At 64.5% G+C, this 14,728-nt stretch carries 11 protein-coding genes; 4 read left to right on the top strand and 7 right to left on the bottom strand.

Going from position 1 to position 14,728, the window contains the following annotated elements:
• Nucleotides 1-5: 5 nt before the first annotated feature.
• Both ACB037_RS02445 and ACB037_RS02440 read right to left on the bottom strand, forming a co-directional pair.
• Nucleotides 6-539: a YbhB/YbcL family Raf kinase inhibitor-like protein gene (locus ACB037_RS02445; RefSeq protein WP_319863166.1), complete on the bottom strand. Its 534-nt coding sequence runs from the start codon at nt 537-539 to the stop codon at nt 6-8.
• 177 nt (nt 540-716) lie between these two features.
• The gene (locus ACB037_RS02440; RefSeq protein WP_103243546.1) at nt 717-1,973 is read right to left on the bottom strand and encodes an adenylosuccinate synthetase; all 1,257 of its coding nucleotides are present in this window, start codon (nt 1,971-1,973) and stop codon (nt 717-719) included.
• A 190-nt stretch (nt 1,974-2,163) separates the two neighbouring features.
• Between ACB037_RS02440 and ACB037_RS02435 the strand changes: the two genes are divergently transcribed.
• Nucleotides 2,164-3,066 (top strand): LysR family transcriptional regulator, encoded by a 903-nt coding sequence (locus tag ACB037_RS02435; RefSeq protein ID WP_151027460.1) that lies wholly within the window; start codon nt 2,164-2,166, stop codon nt 3,064-3,066.
• 63 nt (nt 3,067-3,129) lie between these two features.
• Here ACB037_RS02435 and ACB037_RS02430 read toward each other — a convergent pair whose 3' ends face one another.
• The gene (locus ACB037_RS02430) at nt 3,130-4,485 is read right to left on the bottom strand and encodes a TAXI family TRAP transporter solute-binding subunit (RefSeq protein ID WP_371174841.1); all 1,356 of its coding nucleotides are present in this window, start codon (nt 4,483-4,485) and stop codon (nt 3,130-3,132) included.
• A 148-nt stretch (nt 4,486-4,633) separates the two neighbouring features.
• Nucleotides 4,634-5,773 carry a MalY/PatB family protein gene (locus ACB037_RS02425; RefSeq protein ID WP_010673889.1) on the bottom strand — a complete coding sequence of 380 codons (1,140 nt, stop codon included), beginning with the start codon at nt 5,771-5,773 and terminating at the stop codon, nt 4,634-4,636.
• Between the two features lie 164 nt (nt 5,774-5,937).
• On the opposite strand from ACB037_RS02425, the gene ACB037_RS02420 reads away from it, so the two are divergent.
• A complete protein-coding gene (locus ACB037_RS02420) occupies nt 5,938-7,110 on the top strand; it encodes an MFS transporter (protein ID WP_069652864.1) in 1,173 nt (390 codons plus the stop codon).
• Nucleotides 7,111-7,181: 71 nt separating this feature from the next.
• On the opposite strand, the gene ACB037_RS02415 is transcribed toward ACB037_RS02420, so the two are convergent.
• Both ACB037_RS02415 and ACB037_RS02410 read right to left on the bottom strand, forming a co-directional pair.
• Nucleotides 7,182-8,066 (bottom strand): LysR family transcriptional regulator, encoded by an 885-nt coding sequence (locus tag ACB037_RS02415; protein WP_049637266.1) that lies wholly within the window; start codon nt 8,064-8,066, stop codon nt 7,182-7,184.
• An 89-nt stretch (nt 8,067-8,155) separates the two neighbouring features.
• Nucleotides 8,156-8,911 carry a YciK family oxidoreductase gene (locus ACB037_RS02410; RefSeq protein ID WP_214004451.1) on the bottom strand — a complete coding sequence of 252 codons (756 nt, stop codon included), beginning with the start codon at nt 8,909-8,911 and terminating at the stop codon, nt 8,156-8,158.
• A gap of 224 nt (nt 8,912-9,135) precedes the next feature.
• On the opposite strand from ACB037_RS02410, the gene sohB reads away from it, so the two are divergent.
• The gene (gene sohB / locus ACB037_RS02405) at nt 9,136-10,143 is read left to right on the top strand and encodes a protease SohB (RefSeq protein WP_151027462.1); all 1,008 of its coding nucleotides are present in this window, start codon (nt 9,136-9,138) and stop codon (nt 10,141-10,143) included.
• 230 nt (nt 10,144-10,373) lie between these two features.
• Here the strand turns inward: sohB and astB are convergent, their stop codons facing one another.
• Nucleotides 10,374-11,711: an N-succinylarginine dihydrolase gene (gene astB, locus ACB037_RS02400; RefSeq protein ID WP_134996646.1), complete on the bottom strand. Its 1,338-nt coding sequence runs from the start codon at nt 11,709-11,711 to the stop codon at nt 10,374-10,376.
• Nucleotides 11,712-12,071: 360 nt separating this feature from the next.
• Between astB and topA the strand changes: the two genes are divergently transcribed.
• Nucleotides 12,072-14,693, top strand: coding sequence for a type I DNA topoisomerase (topA, locus tag ACB037_RS02395; RefSeq protein ID WP_010673895.1), 2,622 nt, complete (start codon nt 12,072-12,074; stop codon nt 14,691-14,693).
• The last annotated feature ends 35 nt before the right edge of the window (nt 14,694-14,728 follow it).

The following is a 14,728-nucleotide window of genomic DNA, read 5'->3' as shown; positions in this document are numbered from 1 at the left end:
GGCTCCTAGGGGGTGCTGAAAGTGGCGGTCAGGGTGGCCTTGCCAAGGGCCAGGCTGTTGAGCATGTAGCCTACCATGGCGGGCGGGGTGTTTGCCTTCACCTCCAGCGCCTTGGGCAGGGCCCAGACGGTGAACTGGTAGCGGTGCATGCCGTGACCGGCGGGTGGGCAGGGGCCGCCATAACCCTGGGTACCGTAGTCGGTGCCAAGCTCCAGCCCCTGCTTGATCTTGCCGGAGGCATTGCTCGGCAGCTCGCTCTGGCTGGCCGGCAGGTTCACCACCAGCCAGTGCCACCAGCCGCTGCCGGTGGGGGCGTCCGGGTCATAGGCGGTGATGGCGACGCTCTGGGTGCCGGCGGGCAGGCTCTGCCAGCTCAACTGGGGGGAGCGGTTCTCGCCGCTGCAACCAAAGCCGTTGAAGCTGAAGACCTTGTCCATGGGTTCACCCTCGCGGATGTCGGTACTCTTGAGGGTCATGGCGCCGGCGGGCAGAGCCGCGAGGCAGAACAGGGGCAGCAGCGGGATAATGGGGGATCTCATGATGGGCACTCCTTTGTGTGAATATGGCATTCACTCTAAGGGGGCTGGCTCAAAACAGAGTGCCCATATGGCTCAAATTATGCCATGGAGGTGGCTTTTGTGAGCTGTTCGGGGCTTTTGAGGGGCATAAAAAAACCGGCATCCTGGGATGCCGGTTTTTGGGAGAGGCGAGGGGCCTTAGCGCAGGATCATCTCGTCACGGCCCGGGCCGACGGAGACCATGGGCACCGGCACGCCCAGCAGGGCTTCGATGCGCAGCACATAGTCCTGGGCAGCCTTGGGCAGCTCGGCGAAGGTGCGGCAGGCGCTGATGTCTTCGCTCCAGCTCTCCATCTTCTCGTAGACGGGGGTGAGGGCGGCGGTCTGCGGCCAGATCGGGTTCTCGGTGTGGGCACCTTCGTAGGCCACGCAGATCTTCAGATCCGGCAGACCGGTCAGGCAGTCCAGCTTGGTCAGGGCCACTTCGGTGGCAGCCTGCAGCTCGACGCCGTTCTTGGTGGCGACGGCATCGAAGTAACCCACGTCACGGGGACGGCCGGTGGTGGCGCCGAACTCGTTGGTGATCTTGCGGAACTCGTCCTGGTTCTCCATGGCGGTCAGCAGGGTGCCGGTACCGACGGAGGAGCTGAAGGCCTTGGCCACGGCGATGACGCGCTCCGGGCGCAGGCCCGGCAGACCGCCACCGATGCCGGCGTAGGCGCCGGAAACGTGGGAGGAGGTGACCCAGGGGTATTCGCCGTAGATGAGATCACGGCCGGCACCCAGCTGGGCTTCGAACAGCAGGGTCTTGCCTTCGGCTTGCAGTGCCTTGAGGGGCATGCTGACGTTGCAGACGGCGTCCAGCCAGGGAGCGGACACTTCCAGCAGCCAGTCGGCCATCTCCTGGGCGGTCTGGGTGAATTCGAAGTCCGGATAGAGAGCCTTCATCTGCGGCAGTTTCCAGTCCAGCATGAACTGGATGCGCTCGACCAGCACGTCCGGCTGTTTCAGCCAGCCCACCAGGATCGCCTTTTTCATGACCCGATCACCGTAAGCCGGGGCGATGCCCTGACGGGTGGAGCCGTAGGCGCCGTCACCCAGGCGTTGCTCTTCCAGGGTGTCTTCCAGCGCATGCAGCGGCAGGCAGAGGGTGGCACGGTCAGAGATGGCGAGCTTGGGCATGACGCCGGAGGCCTTGACCTCTTCCAGCTCGACGGTGAGCTTCTCGGGGCTGATCACCATGCCGGGGCCCAGCACGACCAGGCAATCCGGGTTGAAGACGCCGCTCGGCACCTGGTGCAGCTTGAAGGTGCCCAGATCGTTGACCACGGTGTGGCCGGCGTTGTTGCCGCCCTGGAAACGAATACTGGCGCCAGCCTGGCCTGCCAGATAATCGACGATGCGGCCTTTGCCTTCATCACCCCAGTTAGCACCTACGACTACGATAGACGACATGACTCTTTCTCCTAAGACGTTAGGCGTCCATCCTAGGAGCCCCGTGAGGATTAGAAAAATTAATTATCTTTATAATTCCGATAAGTAAGCCATATAATTCCGGTGCAATTATCGACACCGCGCTCCCTTGCGTGGTGCCCGTGCCCTAGCGGCGCTGGCCCTGCCACCGACCCGGGAGAAGAGGAACCCCATGCTGGACATTCACTGGCTGCACACCTTCGTCACCCTGGCCCGGTTGCAGCACTTCGGCCAGACGGCCACCGAACTGCACATGACGCAACCCAATGTGAGCCTGCACCTCAAGAACCTGGAGCAGGCGACCCGGGTCAAGCTGGTGGAGCGCAGCCCGTTTCGCCTGACCCAGGCGGGGGAGCGGCTGCTGCAAAGCGCCGAGCGCGCCATCAACGAGTTGCAGCTCTGCCAGTCCGATCTCAATGCCCTGAGCCAGTTGAGCCAGGGGACGCTCGCCATCGCCGCCAGCGACATCATCTCGCGCCTGCTGCTCATCCAGCCGTTCCAGCGCTTCAAGCAGGCCTTCCCCGGCATCGACCTCACCCTGTTCAACACCACCTCGGATCAGGCGGCGGATCTGGTGCGGGCGGGCAAGGCGGATCTGGGCTTCGTGATGGCACAAAAGCGCAGCGAGCCGCTCTTCTACACCGAGTTGCAGCAGGTGACCTGGTGTGCCCTGGGGCACGGCCTGACCCGCTGGCAGGCGCGGGCCAGCTCGGGGGAGAGCGATCCTCTGGACGAGCCGACCCTGATCCTGCTGGGGCACGACACCCGGACCCGGGCATTGATCGACCCCTCCCTGCCCCTGCTCGGCCTGCCGAGCTGCCGCATCATGGAAGTGGGGAGCGTGGATGCCCAGCTCGACTGGGCCGAGGCGGGCTTTGGCGTCGCCATCGTGCCGGATTTCTCCCTTCACCCCAGGCTCAAGCTGACCGCCCCGGTGACCCGGCTCACCGATTTTCCCGGTACCAGCCTGGGGTACGTGGTGCGCCAGAACCAGGTGCTGTCCCGGGCCATCAAGCAACTGCTGCACTGGGTGGAGGAGGAGATCCAGAATCCGGCGCTGCTGCTGGCGCCGTGACAGGCCAGGCGCCCGTTCCCGATAACCAAGAGGCCACCCCTGGGGTGGCCTCTTGGTTGGTGTTCATTGCCCGGCGGGGGCTGTGGTCTCCACCGCGTGGCTGGGCGGGCTGGCCGGCATGGCCTCCGGTGATGGCGCCTCCAGCGGCGTTGCCGACGAGGCGGGCGCCTCAGGCGGGGTCAGGGGATGGCCTGGTGCCAGGGTTGTGCTGCCCGGTGTGGGCGGCTCGGTCAGTGCCGGGGCCTGGTTGGTGGAGGCCGCCCCCGAACTGGTTGAGAGGGTCGCGGCGGCCGGCTGCTCCGGCAAGGTGTCGGACCCCTCCAGTGGCGCGGTGCCTTCCAGGGGGCCTGTCCCATCGGTCGGTGTGGCCGCGCTGCTCGCCGGGGACAAGGTCGGCAGGGCGCCCGAGGTGGCCTCTGCCCCGGATGCCGTGAGGGTGTCCGCCGGGAGGATGGGCACGGCATCCAGCATGCCGGGATGGAGCAGGGCGATGCTGCCCGCCTGCATGCCTTCCCAGGTGAGGGTGGTCAGTGCCGGATGCAGCCGGGTGAACTGCTTGAGCCGCTCGTTCAGCACGTCCCGCAGGGTGCGCACCTCGCTCTCGGGCAGACTGGCCAGCGCCACCAGTTCGGCGGTGACGGCGAAGGTATTGACGCCGCTTGTCTGCCCCGGATAGAGGTTGGCGCCGATGCGGCTGCGATCATAGTAGGGGTGCTGCTTGAGCAGCTTGTCCACCTGTTCCCCCTCGATGGGAATGAGGCGGGCCTGACAGCGGCCGGTGAGATCGCCGATGGCCTGATTGGGGTGACCGGCGACCACGAAGGCGGCATCCAGGGTGCCGTCACAGAGCCCCTCCAGCCGGTTGCCCGGGGAGATCACGGGCGGGCGGCTGAAGTCGGCGACCCGCCACCCCATGGCATCGAGCAGGGCCCGGCTGGTGACCCTGTCCCCGGAGTTGGGGGCGCCGACATCGACCCGCTTGCCCTTGATGTCGGCCAGGGTGGTGATGTTGCTGGTGGCGCTGGCAATCAGGGTCAGGGACTCCTTGTGGAGCCGCAACAGGCTGCGCAGCTGATCGTCCGGGGCCTGGCCCGCGAAGGGGCCGCTGCCGTGCACCGCATGGTAGAGCACATCCGACTGCATCAGGGCGAGCTGTACCTCCCCCTTGGCGAGGGCCGCCAGATTGGCGATGGAGCCCGAGGTACTCTGCACCGTGCAGTGCAGGCCGTGGCGGGCACTCTCCTCGTTGAGCAGGCGGCAGATGGCCCCCCCTGTGGGGTAGTAGACGCCGTTGAGGGCTCCCGTGCCGATGGTGACATAGGCGGGGGAGGCGAAGAGGGAGGGCGCCAGCACGGCCGCAAGCCAGGGCAGGGCGGTACGTGACAGACGCAACAGGGCAGAGAAGGCGAATGGGCGCATAGTGGACCGAAACCGTGGCTGAACATGAGGAGGAGGCGGGCTCATCCGGTGATGAGCCTCATCTTATCCGTATCAGACGGGAAGCTGAACGGATTTTACCGCTTTCGCGCGCACCGGGCGGCCTGGGGCCGCCGCCCGGGAGGGTTCGCTAGCGGGTCTGGAGAATGGCTTTCTCCATGCGGGCCAGGGCCTCGGTGAGACGGGCCCGGGTGCAGCCAAAGTTGAGCCGCACGAACTGGCCGTTGCCGAACTGGGCACCGGGGGAGAGACCCACGCCCGCCTGTTCGAAGAAGGCGACGGGATCGTCCAGGCCCAGGGCGCTCATGTCGATCCAGGCGAGGTAGGTGGCCTGGTTGCGGGCCAGCTTGACGCCGGGCCAGCGGGCCACGGCCTGCTCGATCAGGGCCAGGTTGCCGGCCAGGTAGTCGAGCTGTTCATTCAGCCATTGCTCGCCCCCCTCATAGGCCGCCTCGGCCGCCACGAACCCCAGCAGATTGACGTCGGCGCTGATGCCGCGCATCGCCTGTTGCAGCTTGAGCCGCAGGCGGGCATTGGGGATCACGGCGAAGGAGCAGCACAGTCCCGCGATGTTGAAGGTCTTGCTCGGCGCCATCATGACGGCGGAGCGTTCGGCCGCCTCCGGGCTCAGGGCACCATAGGGGATGTGGCGGGCATCCTTGTCCAGCAGCAGGTCGCAGTGGATTTCGTCGGAGCAGATCACCAGGTTGTGGCGCTCGGCGATGGCGTCGATGGCCAGCAGCTCTTCCCGGGTGAAGACGGTGCCACCCGGGTTGTGGGGGTTGCACAGCAGCAGCAGATCCGCCGAGGGGGCCTGACGCTCAAGCTCTTCGAGATCCAGCACCCAGCGGCCTTCTTCCTCCACCACGGGGACGGTGAGCAGAGGGCGGTCATTGAAGCCCGGCGCCTGCAGGAAGGGGTAGTAGACCGGCTTGGGGGTGATGATGCCGCGCCCGTGCTGGCTCCAGGCCTTGCAGGCGAGGTTGAGGCCCGGCACCACCCCGGGCAGGAAGACGAGCCATTCGGGCTGGATGGTCCAGCCATAGCGGCTGGCCAGACGCGATACGATCAGTTCGATGAGCCGGGGAGAGGGGCGCGAATAGCCGAAGATGCCGTGGGCGACCCGTTTGGTGAGGGCCTCCAGTACGGCGGGGGGAGAGACGAAGTCGGTGTCTGCGACCCACATGGGCAGGACATCCTGACCCTTGTATTTGTCCCATTTCAGGCTCATGGTACCGCTGCGATCTATTTCCCGGTCAAAATCAAACATGTTAAATCCTTGTACTGGCGCTGGATGGGCTTCCAATGTACGGACTTGGACGCCCCCCCGCAACCCTTGAGGTGGCTGTTGATAATGACATAAAATAGCCGCCGCCATACGCCAAGCCCGCCCGCATCTGGCTCCTTTTTTTCTTCCATATCAATGGTATCTCTATGAGTTTGCTGTCTGTTGCCCGCAAGAGGCCGGATCCCGTCTCTCTCTCGTTTCTCGCCGTGACCTTCATGACCGGGGTGGCGGTGGCGCTGCAGGTGCCGACCTTGAGCCTGTTTCTGGCCGAGGAGGTGCAGGTGCGCCCCTTCCTGGTGGGGCTCTTCTACACGGTGAACGCGGTGATCGGCATCCTCATCAGCCAGTGGCTCGGCCACCGCTCCGACAACAAGGGGGATCGCAAGCAGCTGATCCTGCGCTGCTGCTTCGCCGGCATCGTGCTCTCTCTGCTGTTTGCCTGGAACCGGCAGTACTGGTTGCTGGTGAGCCTGGGGGTGCTGCTGGCGAGCCTGACCGCCACCGCCAGCCCGCAGCTGTTCGCCCTGGCGCGGGAATACGCCGACAGCCGCAACAAACAGGCCGACATGTTCAGCTCGGTGCTGCGGGCCCAGTTCTCCCTGGCCTGGGTGATAGGGCCACCCATCGCCTTCGCGCTCGCCATCGGCTACGGCTTCAAGGTGATGTATCTGGCCTCGGCGCTGGCCTATGTCATCTGCGCCTTCGTGGTGTGGCGCTGGCTTCCCTCCCTGCCGCTGCCGGTGATGGACAGCGAGGTGGAGCGGGTGAGCAGCTGGCGGGATCCGTCGGTGCGGGCGCTCTTCATCGCCTCCACCCTGATGTGGACCTGCAACAGCATGTACCTCATCAACATGCCCCTCTACATCACTCGCGAGCTGGGGCTGGAGGAGAAGCTGGCCGGTTTGCTGATGGGCACGGCGGCGGCCCTGGAGATCCCCTTCATGCTGCTGGCGGGCTACTACACCCGGCGCTTCGGCAAGCGGCCCATGATGCTGCTGGCAGTGCTGGCCGGGGTCGGTTTCTATGGCGGTCTCGTGACCCTGTCGAGCCAGCATGCCCTCATTGCGCTGCAACTGCTCAATGCCATCTTCATCGGCATCGTGGCCGGCATCGGCATGTCCTATTTCCAGGACTTGATGCCGGGGCGCGCCGGGGTGGCGACCACGCTCTTTTCCAACAGCATCCGCACCGGCTCCATCATGGCGGGGGCCATCGCGGGGACGGTGGCGGAGCTCTGGAGCTTCCACGGGGTCTTCATGGTGGCGGCGGCCCTGGCGCTGATGGCGCTGGCCGCCTGCTGGCGGGTCCCCAACGTATAGGGGATGCAAAGGGGAGCCGATGCCCGGATGTGCCGGCACCAGTGCCCCGGTCGTGCGGGGAAGAAGCGGCCTTACCTGGGGTTGTCTCCCTGGTATTCGATGCGCAGGCAGCGCAGCAGCAGCTCGGCCGCCGGCCCCAGCGCCTCCACCGAGGGGGTGAGCAGGTAGGTGTAGAGATAGCGCTCGCTGCCGCCGGTGAGGTCGAGCTGCACCAGCGAGCCCTCGGCGAGCTCCTCCTGCACCAGGTGGCGGGGCACCCAGGCGTAACCCATGCCAAGGCGCACCATGTTGAGCACCTCATGATAGTGGGTCGCCTTCCAGCCGGTGTCGTCCGCATCGTTCCAGTCCACCGAGCGGTGGATGGGGGGATGCAGGCTTATCTGGTTGTGGCTGGCCAGCACCTCGGCGGTGATGGGCTCTCCCTGCTCCGCAAGGGGGTGGCCCGCTGCGCACAGAGGAAGCAGACAGACTTCGTCCAGCGGCAGGCCGGTGCGATCCTGGGGCAGGTGCTCGGAGAGCATCAGATCTCCCGCCTGCAGCGCATTGAAGTGGCAGTGGATCCGCTCGTGCAGGTTGATGCGGCAACCGCGGCTGCGGGGGTAGAAGTGGGCCAGCGCCCGGTAGAGGCGCTCCCGCGGCTGCACCACGGACACATAGAGGTTGATCTGCGGCTCCCACTGCCGCTCCAGGTTGTTGGCCAGGTTCTCCAGCTCTTCCACCTGCTGGCTGAGCTGGCGCGCCCGTTTGAGGAAGATCTCCCCCGCCGGCGTCAGCACCGCCTTGCGTCCCCGCACCTCCAGCAGGGCCACCCCCAGACTCTGTTGCAGCTTGGCAACCGCATGATTGAGGGAGGATTGGCTCTTGTTCAGCGCCTCGGCAGCCTGGGCATAACCGCCGCAGTCCACCACTGCCTGAAAGATCCGCCATTGCTCAAACGTGCTCTTGGGACGAAACATAGTGCAACCTGTCTGGGGCCGATGGGATTCAACAGGGCGCGCCTTGGCACCCCCTCTTCACTGTAATCCCATCTGGTTGATTTGTTGATTTATTTGGGCTGGGCCACGAAGGTCTTGCCGCTCTGGCCCTGACTGTCACGCCCCATCAGGTAGAGATAGAGGGGCATCAGATCGGCCGGGGTCTTGAGGGTTTGCGGATCTTCCGCCGGGAAGGCGCTGGCCCGCATCCTGGTGCGGGTGCCGCCCGGGTTCAGGGTGTTGACCCGCACCGTGGTGTTCTCCAGCTCGTCCGCCAGCACCTCCATCATGCCTTCGACGGCGAACTTGGAAATGGCATAGGTGCCCCAGTAGGCGCGCCCTTTGCGGCCCACGCTGGAGGAGGTGTAGACGATGGACGCCTCGCCGTGCTCCTTGGCGGTCTGGCGAATGAGGGGCAGCAGCGCCTGGGTCAGCAGGAATTCGGATTTGACGTTGACCTGCATCACCTCGTCCCACTCCTGCTCCTGAATGTGTTCGAACGGCGACAGGGTGCCGAGCAGCCCGGCGTTGAACAGCACGCCGTCGAGGCGGCCGAACTGCTGGGCGAAGGTCTCCGCCATGCCGCGGTAGTGGGCGGCAGTAGCCCCTTTCAAGTCCACTGGCACGATGGCGGGCAGGGGGTGACCGGCCGCTTCAATCTGGTCGTAGACCGCCTCCAGCTTGGCACTGGTGCGCCCGAGCAGGATCACGGTGGCACCGTGGGCCGCATAGGTGAGGGCCGCTTCGCGGCCGATGCCGTCACCGGCGCCCGTCACCAGAATGACCTTGTCCTTGAGCAGATCACGGGGGGCCTGATAGTCGAGCATGTGGACTCCTGTTAACAATGCCTGGTGGCTTGGCGCAACGAATCGAGTGGGCAAGTGTACTGACCCGGCCCGGCAGTTGACCAGTATGAGACGGCAAAAATGTGAATAAAACAGGGCGATAGCGTCGATCCCTCCGCCCTTGGCACGGGAGATGGCAGAGTTTTTGCGCGAGGGGGGCAAACTCCTTACTATGTGAAAAAACCGGACATAGCGCGGAGCATCAAGTGGCATTTTTGACCGAATACGGCCTGTTTCTGGCCAAGACCCTCACCTTCCTGCTGGCCATCGGCGCCGTCATCCTGATGGTGGCGAGCAGCCGCCAGCCCAAATCCCGCAAGGGGGAGCTGGTGGTGACCGATCTCTCCGGCGAGCTGGAGCAGGGGCGCCATCAACTGCAGGCAGCCCTGGCGGGCAAGGCCGAGCGCAAGCAGATGGAGAAGACCCGCAAGGCCGAGCACAAGGCCAAAGCCAAGGGGGAGGATGAGCGCAGCCGGCTGTTCGTCATCGACTTCAACGGCAGCATGGATGCCAAGGAAGTGGCCTCCCTGCGGGAAGAGGTGAGTGCCGTGATAGGCGTGGCCCGGCCCGGGGACGAAGTGCTGCTGCGTCTCGAATCCGGCGGCGGCGTGGTGCATGGTTACGGCCTGGCCGCCTCCCAGTTGCAGCGGCTGCGGGACAAGGACATCACGCTGACCGTGGCCATCGACAAGGTGGCGGCGAGCGGTGGCTACATGATGGCCTGCGTCGCGGACAAGATCCTGGCGGCGCCGTTCGCCATCGTCGGCTCCATCGGGGTGATTGCCCAGATGCCGAACTTCAACAAGCTGCTCAAGAAGCACGACATCGAATTCGAGATGCACACCGCAGGCCAGTACAAGCGCACCATCACCATGTTCGGCGAGAACGACGATCAGGGGCGGGAGAAGTTTCGCGAGGAGCTGGGGGCCATCCACGAACAGTTCAAGGCCTTCGTGGCCGAGCACAGACCCGGTCTCGACATCGACAAGGTGACCACCGGCGAGCATTGGCTGGCGAGCCAGGCCAAGCAGCTCGGACTGGTGGATGCGCTTTGCACCAGCGATGACTACCTGCTGGCCCAGGCCAGCCATCACAAGGTGGTCGGCATCCGCTACAGCAAACCCAGGAGCCTGACCCAGAAGCTTGGCAAGCAGGCGGCACTGGGGCTGGAGGCCGGCCTTGGCCGGCTGTGGCAGCAGAGCCCCTGGCGCTGAGAACCTGTTTCGAGCTTACTGCGAGGTCGTGATCAAGGCTCATGTGCTGCTCGGAATCCTCATGTGTATCTACACACTCCGGTTCCTGCGCTGCTCTTCACCTTGCTGACGATCTCTCGCTACAGCTCGTGAACAGGTTTTATAGCTCAGTGCAAAGGACTAAAAAGAGAGCCGGGCATTGCCCGGCTCTCTTTTTTTATTGCGTCGGCTCTGCAGGCCGATGGCGCACCTCAGCGTTGGAAGGGGTAGACGGAACCCAGTTTCAGGATCTGGGTCAGCTCGTCCAGGGCGGTGCGGGTCTCCAGCACCAGGGAGGGGTCGCGCAGATCGTCCAGCGCCAGGCTGTCGCGATAGTGCTTCTCGACCCACTGATCCAGGCGGGCAAACTGGCTGTCGGTGATGAGGCAGGCCGGGTTGACCGCGGCGAGCTCGGTGTCGTTCATGGCAACCCGCAGACGCAGACAGGCGGGGCCGCCGCCGTTTCTCATGCTCTGCTTCACGTCCATGTAGTGGACGTCCTTGATGGGGGTGCCCAGTGTCACCAGCCTGGCCAGATAGGCGGACACCGCCGGGTTGTCGCGGCATTCGGTGGGGGCGATGATCGCCATCTCGCCGGATGGCAGGGTGAGGATCTGGGTGTTGAACAGGTAGGACTTCACCGCATCCTGCACCGACACCTCTGCAGTCGGCACCTCGATGAAGTGCAGTTCCCCGTCGCCGAACTTGGTACGCACCTCGGCCAGCGCCGCCTCGGTATGGAGGAACGCCTGCTGGTGGAAGAAGAGCACGTTCTGGTTGCCCACCGCGATGACGTCGTTGTGGAACACCCCCTGATCGATCACGTCCGGGTTCTGCTGAATGAAGACCGCACTCTCATCCCCCAGGCCATGCAGGCGGGCGATGGCCTGGCTCGCTTCCAGGGTCTGGCGGGCCGGATAGCGTTTGGGGGCGGGCTGGGAGACGTCGAAGGCGCTGCGGCCATAGACGAACAGCTCGACCCCCGCTTCGCCATAGGCGCGGCACAGCCGGGTGTGGTTGGCGGCGCCTTCGTCACCGAAGTGGTCGTTCTCCGGCAGATGCTGGTGGTGATAGAAGTGGCGATCGTTGTTGAACACGGCCCGCAGGATGCGCCCGGTCACCTCGGGCTCCAGGGAGCGGTGGAACTTGTTGGTCAGGTTGGCGGGGGTGAAGTGGATGCGGCCATCCTGGGTGTCGGCGCTCGGGGAGACGGTGGCGGCGTTGGCGGTCCACATGCTGGAGGCGGAGTAGCAGGCGGCCAGCACGGCGGGGGCCTGTCTGGCCGCCTGGGCCAGGACGCTGGCGTCGTTGCCGGTGAAGCCCAGGCGGCGCAGGGTCGCGAGATCCGGCCTCTCCTGGGGGGCCAGCACGCCCTGCACCATGCCGAGGTCGGTCAGCGCCTTCATCTTGCGCAGCCCCTGCTTGGCCGCTTCCTTGGGGTTGGAGGCCTCTTTGGCGTTGCTCTGGGAGGCGACGTTGCCATAGGAGAGGCCGGCATAGTTGTGGGTGGGGCCGACCAGGCCGTCGAAGTTGACCTCGAAGTGCTTCATGATCACATCCTTTCGATTTTTATATGGGGAGCGGTTCCTTCCGCGCACAAAGCTGCGGTGTGCGGCCATTATAAAGAGATTTCATCCTTTGTAACAAGCTGATAACCAGAATGGGTTTTTATGTCACAAGGGTGGCTGGATATGTCATTTCCAATCTAAAAAAGGGGGGGATATAGCATAAAAACAAAAAAGCGGTTGCTTCCCGCGCCCCGGCTTCGCATTAATAAATAAAGAAGCAGGGCGGTTCGGGCTGTCGGGCAAATTGACCCGCAAGATTGCTTTTTCCCGTCAAATCTCTTATACAGCCCCACAAAACCGCACGCCAACCCCGTCGGGTGCAATGAGGATAATAGTTACAGCATGGGCAAATCACTGGTCATCGTGGAGTCTCCGGCCAAGGCCAAGACCATCAACAAATATTTGGGCAAGGACTACGTGGTGAAATCCAGCGTAGGCCACGTGCGCGATCTGCCGACCAGCGGCAGCGCCAGCACCGAGCCCAAAAAACCTGTCATTCGCGGCATCAAGCTCAGCGAATCCGAGAAGGCGGCCAAGGATCGCAACGCCCTGTTCTCAAGGATGGGCATCAACCCGACCGCAGGCTGGCAGGCCAACTACCAGATTTTGCCCGGCAAGGAAAAAGTGGTCAGCGAGTTGCAAAGTCTGGCCGCCAAGGCCGACACCATCTATCTCGCAACCGACTTGGATAGAGAGGGGGAAGCGATCGCCTGGCACCTGCGCGAGATCATCGGTGGCGACGACAGCCGCTACAAGCGCGTGGTGTTCAACGAGATCACCAAGAGCGCCATCCAGGAGGCGTTCGCCCAGCCGTCCGAGCTGAACATTCATCGCGTCAACGCCCAGCAGGCCCGTCGTTTCCTCGACAGGGTGGTGGGCTACATGGTCTCCCCGCTCTTGTGGAAGAAGCTGGCCCGCGGCCTCTCCGCCGGTCGGGTGCAATCCGTCGCGGTGCGCCTCATCGTCGACAAGGAGCGCGAGATCAAGGCGTTCGTGCCGGTGGAGTTCTGGGATCTCAACGCCGACCTGCTCACCGCCGAGAAGAGCGAGCTGCGCATGGAGGTGGTCAGCCGCAACGGAGCCGACTTCAAGCCGGTGACCCAGGCCGAGACCTTCGCCGCCGTGGCGGCCCTGGAAGGGGTCGACTACAAGGTGGTGAACCGGGAAGACAAGCCGACCGGCTCCAAGCCGTCCGCTCCCTTCATCACGTCCACCCTGCAGCAGGCGGCTTCTACCCGTCTGAGCTTCGGGGTCAAGAAGACCATGATGATGGCCCAGCGTCTCTATGAAGCGGGTTACATCACCTATATGCGTACCGACTCCACCAACCTCAGCAAAGAGGCGGTGGACGCGGTGCGGGAATACATCGGCGAGCAGTATGGTGCCGCCTACCTGCCGAGCGAGCCGAACCTCTACGGCGCCAAGGCCAATGCCCAGGAGGCCCACGAGGCGATCCGCCCCTCCAGCGTCCAGGTGACCGCCGAGATGCTGGAAGGGATGGAGCCCGATGCCATGCGGCTCTATGACCTCATCTGGCGCCAGTTTGTCGCCTGCCAGATGACCCCGGCCCAGTACGACTCCTCCACCCTGACCGTCAAGGCAGGGGAGTTCGAGCTCAAGGCCCGTGGCCGCACCCTGCGCTTCGCCGGCTGGACCAAGGCCCTGCCGCCCATGGGCCGCAAGGGTGAAGACAGCCAGCTGCCGGCGGTGACCGTCGGCGAGGTGCTGAAACTGGTCAAGCTGGATCCGCGCCAGCACTTCACCAAGCCGCCCGCCCGCTTCACCGAAGCGGCCCTGGTACGCGAGCTGGAAAAGCGCGGCATCGGCCGTCCGTCCACTTACGCCTCCATCATCTCCACCATCGTCGACCGTGGGTATGTGCGGGTCGAGAGCCGCCGCTTCTTCGCCGAGAAGATGGGGGAGATCGTCACCGACCGCCTGGTGGAAAACTTCGTCGAGCTGATGAACTACGAGTTCACCGCCAAGATGGAAGACAAGCTCGACGGCATCGCCGAGGGGAGCCTGGAGTGGAAGAAGGTGCTCGACGCCTTCTACGCCGAGTTCACCCAGGAGCTGGAGCAGGCCGACAAGCCCCATGAAGAGGGGGGCATGCGTGCCAACCAGATGGTGCTGACCGACATCGACTGCCCGGATTGTGGCCGCAAGATGGGTATCCGTACCGCCACCACCGGCGTCTTCCTCGGCTGCTCCGGCTATGCCCTGCCGCCCAAGGAGCGCTGCAAGAAGACCATCAACCTGGTCAGTGCGGACGAGTTCGTCTCCGCCACCGACGGGGACGAGGCGGAAACCGATGCCCTGCGTGCCAAGCATCGCTGCGGGATCTGCGGCACCGCCATGGACGCCTACATCATCGACGACAGCCGCAAGCTGCACGTCTGCGGTCGCAACCCGGATTGCGATGGCTACGAGGTGGAGCAGGGGCAGTTCAAGCTCAAGGGCTACGAAGGGCCGAGCATCGAGTGCGATCGCTGCGGCTCCGAGATGCAGCTCAAGAACGGCCGTTTCGGCAAATACATGGGTTGCACCAACGAGAGCTGCAAGAACACCCGCAAGATCCTGAAAAATGGCGACATTGCGCCGCCGAAAGAGGATCCGGTACCCCTGCCCGAGCTGAAATGCACCCAGTCCGACGCCCACTTCGTGCTGCGGGACGGCGCCGCCGGCCTCTTCCTGGCCGCCAGCAACTTCCCCAAATCCCGCGAGACCCGTGCGCCCCTGGTGGAGGAGCTCAAGCGCTTCCGCGATCGCCTCTCCCCCAAGCACCAGTACCTGGCGGACGCCCCGGCGTCAGATCCTGACGGAAACGCCTCCGTGGTGCGCTTCAGCCGCAAGACCAAGGAGCAGTACGTGATGACCGAGGTCAACGGCAAGGCGACCGGCTGGACAGCCCATTACGACAACGGAAAATGGCAGGAGAGCCTGCCCAAGGCGAAGAAAGCCTGATGGCGACGCCGCTCACAGCATGATGAAAGAGGCCC

It is taken from the genome of Aeromonas sp. S19(2024), from assembly GCF_041402625.1.
GTDB classification, from domain to species: domain Bacteria; phylum Pseudomonadota; class Gammaproteobacteria; order Enterobacterales; family Aeromonadaceae; genus Aeromonas; species Aeromonas caviae.
This window is presented reverse-complemented; position numbering and strand designations above follow the sequence as displayed.

Bases quoted from the DNA above. Each gene is read 5' to 3' on its own strand.
- ACB037_RS02445 (WP_319863166.1), bottom strand. From the start codon at position 539: ATGAGATCCCCCATTATCCCGCTGCTGCCCCTGTTCTGCCTCGCGGCT.
- ACB037_RS02440 (WP_103243546.1), bottom strand. From the start codon at position 1,973: ATGTCGTCTATCGTAGTCGTAGGTGCTAACTGGGGTGATGAAGGCAAA.
- ACB037_RS02435 (WP_151027460.1), top strand. From the start codon at position 2,164: ATGCTGGACATTCACTGGCTGCACACCTTCGTCACCCTGGCCCGGTTG.
- ACB037_RS02430 (WP_371174841.1), bottom strand. From the start codon at position 4,485: ATGCGCCCATTCGCCTTCTCTGCCCTGTTGCGTCTGTCACGTACCGCC.
- ACB037_RS02425 (WP_010673889.1), bottom strand. From the start codon at position 5,773: ATGTTTGATTTTGACCGGGAAATAGATCGCAGCGGTACCATGAGCCTG.
- ACB037_RS02420 (WP_069652864.1), top strand. From the start codon at position 5,938: ATGAGTTTGCTGTCTGTTGCCCGCAAGAGGCCGGATCCCGTCTCTCTC.
- ACB037_RS02415 (WP_049637266.1), bottom strand. From the start codon at position 8,066: ATGTTTCGTCCCAAGAGCACGTTTGAGCAATGGCGGATCTTTCAGGCA.
- ACB037_RS02410 (WP_214004451.1), bottom strand. From the start codon at position 8,911: ATGCTCGACTATCAGGCCCCCCGTGATCTGCTCAAGGACAAGGTCATT.
- astB (WP_134996646.1), bottom strand. From the start codon at position 11,711: ATGAAGCACTTCGAGGTCAACTTCGACGGCCTGGTCGGCCCCACCCAC.
- topA (WP_010673895.1), top strand. From the start codon at position 12,072: ATGGGCAAATCACTGGTCATCGTGGAGTCTCCGGCCAAGGCCAAGACC.